This is a genomic window from Intestinimonas massiliensis (ex Afouda et al. 2020), from assembly GCF_900626285.1.
Taxonomy (GTDB): domain Bacteria; phylum Bacillota; class Clostridia; order Oscillospirales; family Oscillospiraceae; genus Flavonifractor; species Flavonifractor massiliensis_A.
Genome location: NZ_LR131147.1, coordinates 906,549 through 920,160, shown reverse-complemented (window position 1 = coordinate 920,160; position 13,612 = coordinate 906,549). Strand labels below are relative to the sequence as shown.

Annotated in this window: 15 protein-coding genes; all 15 read right to left on the bottom strand. The window is 55.1% G+C overall.

What is annotated here, in order from left to right; all coding sequences use genetic code 11:
• Positions 1-35 precede the first annotated feature (35 nt).
• Entirely contained in the window at positions 36-995 is a 960-nt protein-coding gene (locus E0E41_RS04815) for a helix-turn-helix transcriptional regulator (protein ID WP_130868963.1), read from the bottom strand.
• A 17-nt stretch (positions 996-1,012) separates the two neighbouring features.
• On the bottom strand, positions 1,013-1,228 hold the full coding sequence (locus E0E41_RS18855) for a type II toxin-antitoxin system Phd/YefM family antitoxin (RefSeq protein WP_242623696.1): 216 nt from the start codon (positions 1,226-1,228) through the stop codon (positions 1,013-1,015).
• 163 nt (positions 1,229-1,391) lie between these two features.
• Positions 1,392-2,756 (bottom strand): hypothetical protein, encoded by a 1,365-nt coding sequence (locus tag E0E41_RS04805; RefSeq protein WP_130868962.1) that lies wholly within the window; start codon positions 2,754-2,756, stop codon positions 1,392-1,394.
• A 138-nt stretch (positions 2,757-2,894) separates the two neighbouring features.
• A complete protein-coding gene (locus tag E0E41_RS04800; protein ID WP_130868961.1) occupies positions 2,895-4,508 on the bottom strand; it encodes a pilus assembly FimT family protein in 1,614 nt (537 codons plus the stop codon).
• 151 nt (positions 4,509-4,659) lie between these two features.
• Entirely contained in the window at positions 4,660-5,211 is a 552-nt protein-coding gene (locus E0E41_RS04795; protein WP_130868960.1) for a hypothetical protein, read from the bottom strand.
• A 44-nt stretch (positions 5,212-5,255) separates the two neighbouring features.
• On the bottom strand, positions 5,256-5,471 hold the full coding sequence (locus E0E41_RS04790; RefSeq protein ID WP_130868959.1) for a hypothetical protein: 216 nt from the start codon (positions 5,469-5,471) through the stop codon (positions 5,256-5,258).
• Positions 5,472-5,502: 31 nt separating this feature from the next.
• Entirely contained in the window at positions 5,503-5,826 is a 324-nt protein-coding gene (locus E0E41_RS04785) for a DUF5658 family protein (protein WP_130868958.1), read from the bottom strand.
• 24 nt (positions 5,827-5,850) lie between these two features.
• Positions 5,851-7,101: a zinc-ribbon domain-containing protein gene (locus E0E41_RS04780; protein ID WP_130868957.1), complete on the bottom strand. Its 1,251-nt coding sequence runs from the start codon at positions 7,099-7,101 to the stop codon at positions 5,851-5,853.
• A 258-nt stretch (positions 7,102-7,359) separates the two neighbouring features.
• Entirely contained in the window at positions 7,360-7,518 is a 159-nt protein-coding gene (locus E0E41_RS18455; RefSeq protein WP_165450501.1) for a hypothetical protein, read from the bottom strand.
• A 29-nt stretch (positions 7,519-7,547) separates the two neighbouring features.
• Entirely contained in the window at positions 7,548-8,156 is a 609-nt protein-coding gene (locus E0E41_RS04775) for a hypothetical protein (protein ID WP_130868956.1), read from the bottom strand.
• A gap of 62 nt (positions 8,157-8,218) precedes the next feature.
• Positions 8,219-9,241: a CHAP domain-containing protein gene (locus tag E0E41_RS04770; RefSeq protein ID WP_130870769.1), complete on the bottom strand. Its 1,023-nt coding sequence runs from the start codon at positions 9,239-9,241 to the stop codon at positions 8,219-8,221.
• The gene (locus E0E41_RS04765; RefSeq protein ID WP_130868955.1) at positions 9,238-9,807 is read right to left on the bottom strand and encodes a hypothetical protein; all 570 of its coding nucleotides are present in this window, start codon (positions 9,805-9,807) and stop codon (positions 9,238-9,240) included. The genes E0E41_RS04770 and E0E41_RS04765 overlap by 4 nt, the downstream gene beginning before the upstream one ends.
• Positions 9,804-10,193: a type IV pilus modification PilV family protein gene (locus E0E41_RS04760; RefSeq protein WP_165450500.1), complete on the bottom strand. Its 390-nt coding sequence runs from the start codon at positions 10,191-10,193 to the stop codon at positions 9,804-9,806. Before E0E41_RS04760 ends, E0E41_RS04765 begins: the two co-directional genes overlap by 4 nt.
• 10 nt (positions 10,194-10,203) lie before the next feature.
• Positions 10,204-10,833 (bottom strand): hypothetical protein, encoded by a 630-nt coding sequence (locus E0E41_RS04755; RefSeq protein ID WP_130868953.1) that lies wholly within the window; start codon positions 10,831-10,833, stop codon positions 10,204-10,206.
• Positions 10,830-13,559 carry a type IV pilus biogenesis protein PilM gene (gene pilM / locus E0E41_RS04750; RefSeq protein WP_130868952.1) on the bottom strand — a complete coding sequence of 910 codons (2,730 nt, stop codon included), beginning with the start codon at positions 13,557-13,559 and terminating at the stop codon, positions 10,830-10,832. Before pilM ends, E0E41_RS04755 begins: the two co-directional genes overlap by 4 nt.
• Positions 13,560-13,612 lie beyond the last annotated feature (53 nt).

Sequence of the window (13,612 nt, the reverse complement as noted above, 5' to 3'; positions counted from 1 at the left end):
GGAGGTGTCCCCATTTGGGAACACCTCCCGGATTTTTATTGCAGCCACGCTGCCATTTCCCGCATTTCATCCAGCACGTTCTCCGGACCGGTGATTCGGATTTTCCCGCCGAAGGTAAAGACCCAGGCGAAGAAGGGCGGGCTGGGGGCCACCTCCACGATGGCGCGGAAGTGCCCGCCGTCTGCCGGTTCGGTATGTACGGATTCCCCAAAGCGGTCCACCACGCTGCGCATCATGCTGTTCTCGCTGAGGAGCTCCACCGTCTGAAGGTCATCCGGGTACATGCCGAACACCTTCTGTACATAGGCCGCCGGAGCAAAATCGCCCTGGGGTACGGCGGGCTCGTCCGTCCGCTCTACGCCGGCCATGCGGTCCACCCGGAACTGGCCCAGCTTCCCGTGCTTCTCGGACCAGCCCACGGCGTAATAAAAGTCCCGGTCCCAGATCAGGGCGTAGGGGCTGAATTTGTATCGGAAGCCGCCGTGCTTGAGGATCTTCTCCTTCTTGGGCGTGTACTCATAATACTGGAAGATAATCTGCCGGTGCTCCTGAATTGCGGTCTGGATGGCGTCCACGCTGTAATAGATGGTCTCATTTTTGGGCTTTGCCGTCCCGTCCATATAGATGGGGCGGTTCAGCTGGTCCGCTTGGGCCCGGCTGGTGAGCTGGCCCAGCTTTTGAATCAGGGCGGCGCTCTTTTTTTCGGTGATGAACCGGGAGGACTCCACCGCGTTTGCCAGCAGCTTCAGCTCCGGGAGCTCAAACAGGCGGTTCCCGATGGCATAGCGGTTCTGGGTGCTCTTGTCACAGAGGATATCCACACCCGCTTCCGTCAGGGCGGCGATGTCCCCATAGACGCTCTTGCGGCCCGCCTCGATCCCCTTCCTTCGCCAATGGGCGATGATATCCTGGGCGGAGACGGGATGATCCTCGTCTGTCTCCTGATACAGATATTCCAAGAGATATAAAATGCGTTTCTGTGATTCGTTTTTCATGTGCTGATTCCCCGGTCTTACCAGCCGCGCCCTTTGCCTGTGATGTGGATGGAGACTTCCAGCGCCTCGCCGCCGCGGGCTGCCTCCGCACTTTGCAGGTCCGTAATCAGGTAGCGCGGCACGTTGTTTTTCAGGATCACGGCGGAGCCGCGCTCGTCCACCAGCCGGGCTACCCTGGAAAAATTTTGATTGGCCTCTGTTATGGAAATCAAATTCTCTGTATCGACAATCATGTGGGTCGCTCCTTTTTCTGTAAAATATTGGGTTATGAGAATCCATTTGCCGCTTCTATCCCTGCGCCCACATACCGGATGAACCGCCCGGCCACGGGTCCCCCAGGAAGCGGGGCCCATGGCCGGACGCTCCGGGCGAAGCCCGGAGCGTCCAAGTCGATGTTTACTCGGCGGAAGCCGCAGTAGCGGTGTAGGTATAGAAGGTGACATCCACAATCGTGGTGCTCGTATTGGACTGAGTGGCCTCCTTCACGATATCCGTTCCGGTAGCGGTGGGAGAAATACCGGCGATGGTGATATTGCTCATGGTATCATCGCTGCTGGCAATGACGCCGGAAACAGAGGAGCCCAGAGTGGCGTTCAGCGCCGCGTCCGTGTCGCCCACGGAGGCGCGGTTCTGCCAATAGTAGTCGCTGCTGTAATCGTCCACAGCGTAGAAGTAAGCCGACTTACCGCTGGCAACCGCCAGCTCTCCGCCGCTGGAAACGCTCAGGGAAGCGCCGGGCAGGAACTTCAGGGAGTCCGTAATCGTGAGGCTGCCGCCATTCTCCACAACAACATTCATGTTGTAGATGGGGCAGGTCATGTTTTCCGTGGTCAGATTGACCCGGCCAAAAATGGTGTTGAAGATGATGGTCAGGGGGCCCGTGGAGACGTTGCCATACAGGGTCACATCGGTGGCGTTCTCCACCACAACGCTGGCGTCAGAGCTGGTCATCCGAAACAGGCTGCCCGTATCGTTGGCGGCGCCCAGAACCATGGCCGCTTCGTTTGTCTCGATTCTGCTCCCCAGGAAGGTGTAGACCACATAGTAGCGGCCATACATATGGGAGCCGTACTCGTACACAGTCTTGGCGGTGATGTTATCCACATTGTACAGGTTGAAGGGGAACACGCTGCTGTAGATGCTGCTGGTGGCCGTACCGCCGCGCCAGTCGTTGATCTGGAACAACTGGTAGACATTGGAGCCGCTCTTGGCGGTAATGGTGCCGGCGCCGGAGACCTCGCCCCGGGCGTGCAGATTCGCGCCGGAGTTCAGCGTGACCGCACCGTCTACGACCATCTTCCCGTAGTTCCCGGTGAGACAGCCGGTCTGGGGCACGCTGCCCTGCTGATTGCCCGCCACCAACAAAGTGCCGTTGACAGTCAGAGATACATTTTCCGGAATGGTCAAGGTGGCGTAGGCGGTACCAGAGGCAACTGCGCCGCTGACATTATTCCCGGTAATCGTATCGTTGGCATCCGCAGCAGTCGGAATAATAAGCGTCACTTTGGACGGAACCGTGGCAGAAGATGTCATCGTGTAGTTCTGGGCCACCAGTTTTACCGTATCGTCCTCATAGGCATTCTCCAACGCTTCTTCCAAAGTCGCATACGAATCGGTATAGGTAGTACCATCCATCACATATGTAACGGTAGCTACGGCGGTCTCCTCATCCATAACGGTTTCGCTCGCTGAAGCTGCCATTACCGTCAAGGACATGACCAGAAGGGTCGCCATGAGTACGGAAGTAAATTTCTTTAACATCGTAATTCCTCCTAAAGTTTGGTATATGGGTGAATCATGTTTTCTGCTTTGCTCCCCCTTTGCCAGTAAACAATTTGGTCGGTTTGCCGTTACCTTCTGTTATATCCCCTCCTTTATTTAAGCTGTTTTCCAAGCAGTTTAGTTGAGCGCCTTCAGACTAATTGTCGTGGTCAGAGTTTTTTCCGCGCCTGTAGTAATGTTTGTCATAGTGACCGTAAGTGTTGCTGTTCCTATTGGACTATACTCTGTGTTGGTGGTGGACACTAGCTGTTCCACGGCCAAAAGCACACCCCGGGTCTTAGTGAATGTTACAGAGAACACATCTTCATTAGAGTTTGTGACGGTACAAGTCCCAAAGGTCCAACCCGCGGGCGCACTCCGAGTGTAATTGAGCCTATCTCCTTTTGTTGTTTTAATTTCCGTAGGATTAACTGTAATGCTGTCTTCGGTTATTGTCACGGTAATAGCTTCTGTTGGGGTTTCAACTTCCACCTCCACTTTGTCTTCCTCGCCGTCCTGCGGATTGGCATCGGCTGGGCTGACTGTAAATTGCAGAGTACCGCTGGTCTTATCCGCATAGATGATAACAGCATTGCCAGATGCGTTCATCAGCGCCGCTTGCATGTCCTTAACGCTGTCCTGACCTGTGCCAAGGCCGGCCGCCCACTTCACATAGCTGGCTCCGTCTTCCCAGAAATTGTCCGGCATGTTGTCAATCGTCGGAACCTCACTTGTATTTTCAGGAAAGCTAATATTATCTCCGCCGTACTGATTATTCAGGCTGTCCATAAAGGCGTAAAATGCCGCGCCGTCCACGTACGCCTGAGAGTGCGTACCGCTCACGGGCGTGTTCAGATATGTACTCAGGGCGTTTCTATAACTCTCATCCGTGCTCAGGGTTGTCAAGTTTTTCGCATTCATCACATCTTTGAGGGCTGCGATGTCTTCTTCCACGCCATCATAGCTCGCATTTTTTTCCAGATATCTGGCAAAGGCCATGTTTCTGGCATATGCGGCACCCTCGCTGGCAAACACTCTCGCCGATGCCACGGTACTGTTGGAATATTGTGTCTGCGTCAGCTGTCCGAGTATCGTTCCCATATCAGTTTGGTCACTATTTGCACTATTCGTCCAGGCGGTTCCCATAGAGCTGGCATTCGACTGATCTGCCACTACATAGGAGGTCAGCACCATCAGAGTCTCAAAGTTTTCCTCGGGAATATCCGTGCTTCCCAAAGCGCCTGTGACGACCTCCTCCATGTAACCCCAATATTCTTCGGCTACATCCGCATAGCCAATGGGGACGAGTTTTCCTGTCTCTTCGTTATACAATCCAGCATTTTGGAATGTTTCCGTAATCTCTTCTAACCGGGCAGACAAGTTGTCAACGGACAGCCCCCAACCGCTGTACGACAGACTCAACGCGTCGAGATCGCCCATGCTGTCTTCGAGCGCAGATTGGAATTTTCCGGAATCGGTACTTCCCATCACCTGCGGATTTCCATCGGTGGACAGAATGATCATCCCAACACTGTTTTCAAACAGTCCAGGGTTTGCGTAATCGGCCAATGTGGACGCATAGATCAGATCGCCAATCAGCTGTTTGTCCACACCCTTATTGGCGGCCTTGATATAGCCGGTATAGGCCACCGTGCCCACGCCGGCCAGAATGGCCAGAATTGCGATGACCACAATGAGCTCCACTAGGGTGAAGCCTCCTGTACATTTCCGTTTTTTTACTGTCTTTTCCATAGTATAGTCCTCCTATTTTGGCGTTTCAACCAGTTTTTGTTATTTTTCTGCAAAATTCTAACAATAAAGCATCCTCTCCAACATTCAGCCTGTTTGCTGCAGTGTTCCTGTGCCCTTTGGGCGGAATCTATATCGTATCAGCCAATGGCTGTTATTTCTCTTCGGAACTTCCGGCTGCTGCTCCAACCGGCGGCGGACGTCCCGCATCCGTATGGTTTTCCAGCGCCCCGCGGATCAGGGTCATCAGCTCCATCTCGCTGCGGAACGGGGTCAGGCTGGCTTGGCCTGCCGCCCTGCCGATCACCCCCTGCATGCTGGAGTGCCGCCTGCCATAGATCCGGAGATAGAAGCTGGCCAGCGCGCCGCCCTTTACGTGAAAATCCTCCGGGGTATGGTAGGGCATCCGCCTGCCTCTGGGCCGGACCGTTTCTCCCTGCGGGCCCTTCCGCTTATACTGCACCGTGCAGAGCTTCCGGCGAAGGGCCGTGTCCCGCTCCGGTGTGCCGATCCGCTCCAGGAAGTCCTCGATGGCGAACAGGAGCTGGTCCAGACTGGCGAACTCCGCCGCCTCGCGAAAGCAGTAATTGTGCAGTCGGCCGGAGATCAGGCCGCGCTCCTTCCCATCCACGCAGACCAGCATGGTGCCGGCGTACTCCGGCCAGACCCCGCCATTGCGGGGAATCGTGTCTTCTGAGATGTACATGGCGTCCAGCACCTCGTGAGGGACGCATAAAATCCGTTCCCTGTCTACCTGCATGTCACATCAAGCCTTTCCAGCAGAATTTGTTTTGCTTCCTCACGAAATTCCAGCGGGAGCAGAGGACAGCTCCCTGTTATGTACTGTATGGCGTCCATCCAGTTCTTCATGGAAAACGCTTCAGCCGGCGTCCGCTCCACCACCCGCCGTATCTTGTACGCCAGAAAATCCAACAGAGATAAATCAATGAGACTATCTACAGTCATGCGGCGCTTTCATCTCCTTTCCTCTGCTGCGCTACCACCAGTGCAGGGGCATCATCAGAAGCTGATATACCACCGTACCGATGAAGCACAGCGCGCACAGGTAAATTCCCAAAACCGCAATCCGCTTGTGCCGGAACCGGTACAGCAGGTACAGGCCAAGAGGCAGTACGGCGTATTTATATAAAACTACCAGCAGGGTGTGTTCCCCCAGTAGGTAATTGACAAAGGGGTTGACCTCCTGCGCCGCCGGCACAAAATCCAGTGCGACAAGGGTGTACCAGAGGTCAAAAATATTGCACAGATAAGTGACGACAATCAGGAAAATCAAAAAAGGATCGTGCTTTTTTCGGTTCATGGACGATATCAGGCCCCCAAGGATTTAATTGACTTTCGTCTCCTGTCCATTTCCTGCCCGGCGTTTTGGTGGACAGGCCGCCGGGGGAGGATTTGTCTGCGGCTTCTCCCGCCCGGCAGGGCCGAGAACAGAGCAGTTGGCCGCCCCCGTATTTCTACCAAAAGGTTCCGGTTTCAGCGGGAGGTTTATGTTGTGGGCGCTCTTGACTCGGCCCGCGCATATGGGACAACCGCATTTTCGGCGTCCCGTGCGGGATGAGATCACCGCTTTCCAGACATGTCCGTAAGCGCACTCCCACCACACCTTCTTTTTGCTCCCTGAAGTCACCATCTGCGGAGTGAGGGTTCCGTTGAGCGGCTGATACCACTGGGCCGCAATCTCCGGGTGAACGGTCGCCAGGTCGTTAAAGCCTGCCAGCACCCGCCTCCCCGCACAGTAGGGGCACCCGATCAGGCGCTCGGTTCTGGCGGAAACGGGGGCTTTCCACTCATGGCCCTTTTCACACCGCCACCAGACAATGCGGTTGGAGTATCGGGTGAGCTCCGTGGGATCGAGCAGCCCATTTTTCTCATAATTCCACTGAGCGGCGATCTCCGGCGCCAAAGTCTCCAAATCGTTTACGCCAACCACCACCCTGCGTCCCGCGCAGAACGGGCACCCAACGCCGCCCTTGGTGCGGGAGTAGATCTGGGCTCTCCATTCGTGTCCCTGCTCACAGCGCCACCAGACACGCAGATGAGAACCGGCTACCACGTCCTTTGGCGTTAATGTCCCGTTTTTTGTGGGGTGCCATTGGGCCGCCACATCCGGGTAAAGGGAGGCCAGGTCGTTTTCCCCCGGCTGGTTGACACGGTTTGCGCAGACAGGACAGCCGCATCCGGACACCCTGGACTTGATGACGGCTTTCCACTCATGGCCCTCCGGACAGATCCACCAGACCATGCGGTGGCTGCCCGGAAGCACCTGCTCCGGTGTGAGCGTCCCATTCTTCGTGGGGTGCCACTGTGCCGCCACCTCTGGATAGCAGGCCGCAAGATCGGTTTCGCCCGGATAAGGCTGGACGCCCGCGCAAAACGGGCAGCCGCTGTGGTTATTCGTCCGGGTGGTTACCAGCGCCTGCCAGCTGTGGCCCTTCCGGCACTGCCACCAAACCTTGTGATGGCTTCCATAGCTGACGGTGGCCGGCGTCAGGCTCCCATTCCGCCCATAGTCCCACTCCCGCAAAAGATATTCCATCTCTGTTCGCCTGCAATAGTGCTCCAAACTCTCCCGCATCACGCTCACCTCCAGTTCGGATTTTGTCTCCTATCGCCAGTTCAGACATCTAACCGTGCAATTTACGCTTCAGCATCAATTTGATTCGCCCAGCCATGAGCCCCATGTGAAAATGAGGCCCATGGCTGGACGCTCCGGGCTCTGGCCCAGAGACGTCCAGCAACAGAGAGAAAGGATATCTTTCACGAGGCAAAGCCCCGAAGAAAGATCAAGCAGAAGCCGCCCCTGCGCCGGATCCGCCGGATGGCAAGCCTGCCGTTATAGGGACACGGCAACACGCACCAGACAAACCACAATCACCAGCAGGCAGAATGCCGCCAAAATCAGCATGGGAACCACCGTGGCAAAACCGGGGGAAGATCGGAACAAGCCGGGCTTGCCGCGAGAAATCCGGCCTTTGTTTTTTGTACGGGTCATGGCCAAAGCCTCCTTCAACGCTTGGCAGGTTAATGGTAGATAAAGTTTGGAATCGTTTCTGCTAATTCTTCCAAAAATGACGAAACGGCAACCGCCCCTACCAAAATCAAAGCACTCAGCACGGCGTATATGCCGGATAGCCTAATAGGAAAATCAAGGTATGGGAACATCTTCAGCTTAAAAAGAAGCGCAACCACGCCTCGCGCGATTAAGGCAATGATAAAAGTTCCCAATACGATAGATACTCGATAACCATGTAGTGCCAATGGTTCAACAAGTCCTCGTATACTGCCGTTAAAAAGGAGAACAGCTGAAACAGCTACGGGCAGCAGTAAAAATACACGTTTTAGGGACATACCTATACTTTGATAGCTCCAAATGCTCTGCCCTTTTTTTCGAAGGGGGAGAAAAAACAGAAGCATCATCGCAATTTGAAATAATCTGCTTCGCCAAAAAAACACACGATAATAGCGTGCCCGCGGACGTGGCCCAGGCTCGATTTGCTGTGCGTAAAACAGGTCATATGACCAGCTCCCCCATATCCATATCAAGCACACCGTAATGTGGATGGTGAGCAAGATACACTTGGTCCAGAACAGCTCCCGTCTCCACAGCTTTCTCCGTTCTAAATCACTCATGTGCATTCCTCAATAATAATCCGGGAGATAGCTTCACCTTTCAAAGCACTGTTATTTCAGCCTCATTCTGCAGCTGTATTTGTGCTCCACTTCAGCTGACCATAGCCCATGATCTGCGGGTCGTCCAGAGCATAGCTGTGGACCGCTACCTTGCCGCCGCTGTTTCCCTCAATGGTATAAACTCTTCCGCCTCTCACCAAGAAGACGGCGCCCACATGTTCTGGGTCACCATCCTCATCCCAATCAAAAAAGATAAAGTCGCCGGGGACTGGGGTTGTACCCGCTTCTAACCACCCGCCATATGTGCCATTTTTGAAATTTTCTACCCCATCATCCACAGAGGAAAACTTGGGCACTTCCTCTAATGTATTAGGATTATCGGAATTAAGCTGATCCACCGCCCAAGACAGGAAGCAGGCGCACCAAGGCGTATCCCTGTTCCAGCCCGGATTGTTCTCATAACTGCCGATGTACCACTCCGAAAAGTATCGTGGCCCACCTTCGGCACCTTTAATTTCACCCTCGCTGCCATATTGAGCCGCCAGAATCTCCAGCAGTGCATATCGGCCGTCATAGGTTTCTTCCAAGGAAGGATCCTGCTCGTCTCTTGCCTCGTCCACCCAAGAGCCATTCTCCCCCCCGTAGGTTGCCGCTTCCACGGAGGTCCGGCAGTAGACAGAAGTCTCATACCGGTCCTCGTTTGTTTGGAAGGATACGGTCAGGAGCTTCGAACCGTCCAGAGACACGTCTGAGCCCTGTATCCCGTCCATCAGCACGGCGCCGCCGCCGGTGAGAAATGCGTTATTACTGGCGGAATACTGCAGAAGGATGCCGCCGCTCTGGCCAAACAGCATCCAGTCATCGCCTACTGTCTCCACGCGCTCCACTTGGCCGGTGCCTGTTACATCTTCCAGCAACGAGAGTACGATACGCGCAGTTCCTTGTTGAGACGCTGTGGTCTGCGCCGAGACATCCAAACGCATACAGACCAGCAGGAAGGTCATGGCGGCAAACATAATCAGAGTGGAGCAGGCCATGGTCACGAGCAGTTCCACGAGAGTGAATCCGCCGTTTTTCTTCTTCATGCAGCCTCGCCTCCTTCGTCTCCTGCGGCGCTCCCGGTGGAAATGTCGTAAGAGTCATATGTATATGTGGTACTTGAAATCGAGTAGCTATACTCGTAGTGGCCGTCATCAGGGTTATCCTCAGTTGGTGTCGGTATCCATTGCGGGGTTATGCTGATGGATACGGAGACATCCAGCACTGCTGTCAGGACTTGATCGCCCAAGACCGCCTGCACAGTCAATTTGCAGGAATCATCAACCTCCCATGCGGGGGCGTCTCCCTGAAGCGTCACGATACCATTAGCCATCCCCCGAACTTCCGTCCAAAAGCGGCTACGGGCCTCAGAATGAGCAGTGTCCTCGGCACTGTAGTAAATCGAATCTTCAACCTGAAGTTCCTGCAGCTTTGCCACAAAGCGCTCCATGTTACCTTCCACTTCGTAGCGTTCCTGCATCTGCTCCACGGATGCCTGCTGGGTCTGAAGGTTCCGCAGAGCGATGGAGCAAACCCCGAGAGCCAGCAGAGAGAGGAGCACAATCACAATGAGGACGTAAACCAGCACATATCCGCCCGAATTCTTTTTCATCCCGACTCGCCTCCAGTTCCTGACGCGCCCGCGGACGCTGGCCGGATATAGGTCTCCACAGATACGGTATCCACGGACCTGCTGGTCACGGTCACCCGATAGGCTTCTTCACCTGTCTCAGGGTCGTTTACTGTCACAGTTACGCCAGAGAAACGGCTGGTATAGTTTTCCCTTTCCTCTGCCGCGATTCCCTCCGCCATGAGGGCCTCCACCACATTGGAAACGTCAAGCCTAGCCTGGATCATCTGTTCACTCCGGGCATTGAGCCGATGGGAGAGAACAAGCCCGCCGCCCAATGGAATGGTCACCATCCCAAGGATCGCTATAGCCACAACGACCTCAATCAGTGAGAAGCCCGCGGTCTGTTTTTTGTTCTCTCGTTTCATAGCCATATCCTCAATCAAACAGGTTCGGCTTGCCGGTGTCCGGTTCCGTAATAACCGGGGGCTGATACCCGTCCAGCAGGTCGGAATTCATGACATAAAGCAAAAGCGTCAGGGTTCCGGTAGCAGTGTCACTGGCATCGTCATAGTTTAGTGTGCAGTATTGGATGGATGTAATGCGGGAGTCCGTGGACAGATACTCGATCATATCCTTAAAGCCCTGATAGGTCGTTTCATAATTGACCGTCAGGGTTAAACCTCCCAAGGTAGCCCCATCGCTCAACATCCCGATGGGAGCTGTGCTTCCAAAGCTGAAATTGATTTCCGTCCCGAAGAGGTTTTCCAGGTATAGGACATACATAATCTGGTCCTCTTCCAACAGAGTTACGGGAAAATGCTGATACAGTGCCCGGCGGCTGGCCTCAATATCGGCAGTGGCGTCCACGATCTCATCCTGTACGTCTGCGTACCGGGTATTCTCCGCTATCGTGGTCTGAAGCGTGCGGATCTCCATATTCAGGGAGTTGCTCTCAGAATTGAAATTCTCCTGGCCGGACAGATAACCAATAAAGAACACGGGAATCGCCGCCATAACCAAGACAATGGCCAGAACGGCTCTCCAGTATTTGACTAAGGTTCTCATTCCTCTACCTCCAAGCGTCCGATCTTGCCCTCATAGGTAAGGCCCCTGCGATCCAGCTCCGCCAGGCGGAGTTCCTCATTGTATCCAATCGTCACGGTCACATAGGTGCGGGTATCCGCAGGCTCCGTCCCTGCTCCCGGATCGCCGGTATCAGGGGAGAAAATATCGCCGTTTCCGCCGATATTCCCGATGATGTCGCCGATGGAAGATCCGCCATTGCCCTGGCTGTCCTGTATCATCTGGAGAATGTCCTCCATGGTCAGGCCGCTGTCCTCCAGATCAGGAGCAAGCGAACTGAGCGCATCGTTCAGAGCTTCATCATCCGTTGGCACCGTACCATTTATAATGTCGTCAATGATTTGGCCCACATCGATATTTCCAGCATTGCCGGATCCGGTATTACCGCCTGTACCGGTATTACCCGTTTCTTCGCCGGTGCCCGGTGAGGTGGAGGGATTGGGATCCAGCCCCATTTCCAATGCCAAGTAGTAGGCGAGCTTTTCGGACAGGCTCTGATTTGTCTGAATCAGCTCTTCTGTGGCGGAGACGGTTTCTTCATTCTTGGTGAGGATGTCCAACATGGTTGGGACGGCCTCCTGAACAGCTTCTAAGTCGCCATTCATCAAATTCATAAATGTATCCGAATTGCTCCACAAATCGTCATAGATTATGGCAAACAAGATCTCCGTTCCTGCCGGGCGCTGCATATCCTCCTGGAAGACTTCCGCGAACAAATACACCGCCATGGGATCCTCTGTCAGCATGGTCCGCAGAGCGGCCTCCCGCTGTGCCAGGGTTGCAGTCTCCAGCAATTCATCCAAGGTGTAGGTTGTATCCGTATTGACACCGTAAACAGACTCCAACGCAGCCAGCTGTTCCGGCGTCAGGTTCTCAATGGCAGAGCGCAGGTCGCCCTCGGTGATCAGGCCGTTTTCCAGCGCATAGGCGAGGATAGTCATGTAATCTGTCGAGCCGGATCCCTGCATGGCCTGCTGCATGATTTCAAGAAGGGAGGCTAGGTCATACTGGCTTCCTTCCGTAGGAGGCGCTTCGGTTGTTTCTTCAGTTGTACCGGCCTCAGAATTACTGTCTGCGTTGGCCTGATCCTGACCGTCTGCTGTACCGGCTCCGGTTTGTGCCGCAAGCGAGGGAAGCACAGAGAGGGCGGACACGCCGGGCCCCACGGTGAGGTCGGAAACGGAATTCAGCGAGCCATATTGCAGGTTGTAGCGCAGGGTCAAAATCACATAGGCCGCCTCTTCTTTGCTCTGGCAGGCCAGCTGGAGCGCGAGCCCCTCTTCCGCAATCCCGATTTCCGTGACGCTGGTAGTAGAGGGCAGAAGTGTTTCCAGCTCATCCAGAATGAGCACCAAGTTATCGTTATAGGTGCGCAGGGAATTGAAGAGGGTATCCCAATCACTGCTGTAATTGTTGTAGGCGGTTTCATAGTCGTAATACCGCTGTGCGTTGCCCGCGCCCTGAGCGGCTTGGAGCTGGAGGGAGTCCCGATTTGCTTCCAGACCGCTGATGGTGGAGTCCCAGACCGCACGCGATCCGAAGGTCAGGACCAAGGAACCGGCCAGCAGAAGGCCGCCGCCCAAAACTAGGCCGTACTGAAGCGCTTGGGAAGCGATGATAGAGCTTCTGGGCTGGTTCATGGCGGGGACGCCAAAATCCAGCTTCGCTTTGGACGCGCCCAGGCACAGGCACCACTCCGGGCCCGGCTGGCCGTCCCAAATCTGGATGGAGGTCCCCACGGCGAACTCCATCTGCTGGACGTATTCGGGGTTGTTGGCCAGCGAACCATAGAGGAACGCTTGTACGCTTCTGTACCGGTTGTCCGCCATGGAGTCGTAAAATTCCATGGCCATCTGAATTTCGCTCAACTCTTCTGAAAACGCTCCGCCCTGTTGGATCATGCGCTGGAGCTTCACCTGACCATCCCGCACGAAGGTCATCAGAAGAAAGTCCGGCTCGGCCAACAGGTAGAGCATCGTATCCCCGCCATCTGGTTCGGGGGGCTCCAGCACCGCGGTTGCGGCCGCGATTTCTACACGCTCCGCCTCATTGCCCCTGCGGTTCCGGCTCTGCAGCCGCCGCCCAGCTTTCTTTTTTCCTGTGGAGAGCTTTGGTAGGGCAAGCCGCTTCATAACCGGCTGTCTGGCTGAAGCCGCATCTGCAAAAGAGGCTCCCACCATGCTGACGAAACTGTTGCCGCAGTAATCTATGGCCTCCACGGAGAAGCCAAGCTCATTCGCCAGGTGATAATAACGAACCAGCAGGGCGTTGGGGACCGCCCAGAGCTGGACGCTTCGGACTTCTGTCCCGTTTTCATCCGTTTCCACGCCTATGGGGGTCCAGACCAGATGATAGTCCTTCACGTCCACGGGAAAATAGATGTCCATGTTCGCGTTTACCAGCTTTTCCACCTGGCGGTCCGCCACAGCCGGTATTGTTGTCACCACCGAGAGCACTTGGGTGGAGCACAGGCTGAACACCACTTTCCGCGTCCGCTTCAGCTCCGGCGCAGTCAGTGCGCTTCGCAGGCAGTCCCGCAGAGGCTCCGCCTGCAGAATAAAGCCGTCCTCCACCGCTCCTTCCGGAGTGGGGAGCACTATGGTCTCCTGGATCTGGGGTGCAGACGCGCCCAAGTTCATCTGTGCGATTCGGATTTCCTCCCGCTCTAGCAGGATTACAAACGCGCGCCCGGAAATTCTCTTTTTCATGCCGTTCTCCTTCCGAGATAATGAAAATGGAACAGCCGTCCGCTGTGAGCACG

Bases quoted from the DNA above. Each gene is read 5' to 3' on its own strand.
- E0E41_RS04815 (WP_130868963.1), bottom strand. From the start codon at position 995: ATGAAAAACGAATCACAGAAACGCATTTTATATCTCTTGGAATATCTG.
- E0E41_RS18855 (WP_242623696.1), bottom strand. From the start codon at position 1,228: ATGATTGTCGATACAGAGAATTTGATTTCCATAACAGAGGCCAATCAA.
- E0E41_RS04805 (WP_130868962.1), bottom strand. From the start codon at position 2,756: ATGTTAAAGAAATTTACTTCCGTACTCATGGCGACCCTTCTGGTCATG.
- E0E41_RS04800 (WP_130868961.1), bottom strand. From the start codon at position 4,508: ATGGAAAAGACAGTAAAAAAACGGAAATGTACAGGAGGCTTCACCCTA.
- E0E41_RS04795 (WP_130868960.1), bottom strand. From the start codon at position 5,211: ATGTACATCTCAGAAGACACGATTCCCCGCAATGGCGGGGTCTGGCCG.
- E0E41_RS04790 (WP_130868959.1), bottom strand. From the start codon at position 5,471: ATGACTGTAGATAGTCTCATTGATTTATCTCTGTTGGATTTTCTGGCG.
- E0E41_RS04785 (WP_130868958.1), bottom strand. From the start codon at position 5,826: ATGAACCGAAAAAAGCACGATCCTTTTTTGATTTTCCTGATTGTCGTC.
- E0E41_RS04780 (WP_130868957.1), bottom strand. From the start codon at position 7,101: ATGCGGGAGAGTTTGGAGCACTATTGCAGGCGAACAGAGATGGAATAT.
- E0E41_RS18455 (WP_165450501.1), bottom strand. From the start codon at position 7,518: ATGACCCGTACAAAAAACAAAGGCCGGATTTCTCGCGGCAAGCCCGGC.
- E0E41_RS04775 (WP_130868956.1), bottom strand. From the start codon at position 8,156: ATGAGTGATTTAGAACGGAGAAAGCTGTGGAGACGGGAGCTGTTCTGG.
- E0E41_RS04770 (WP_130870769.1), bottom strand. From the start codon at position 9,241: ATGAAGAAGAAAAACGGCGGATTCACTCTCGTGGAACTGCTCGTGACC.
- E0E41_RS04765 (WP_130868955.1), bottom strand. From the start codon at position 9,807: ATGAAAAAGAATTCGGGCGGATATGTGCTGGTTTACGTCCTCATTGTG.
- E0E41_RS04760 (WP_165450500.1), bottom strand. From the start codon at position 10,193: ATGAAACGAGAGAACAAAAAACAGACCGCGGGCTTCTCACTGATTGAG.
- E0E41_RS04755 (WP_130868953.1), bottom strand. From the start codon at position 10,833: ATGAGAACCTTAGTCAAATACTGGAGAGCCGTTCTGGCCATTGTCTTG.
- pilM (WP_130868952.1), bottom strand. From the start codon at position 13,559: ATGAAAAAGAGAATTTCCGGGCGCGCGTTTGTAATCCTGCTAGAGCGG.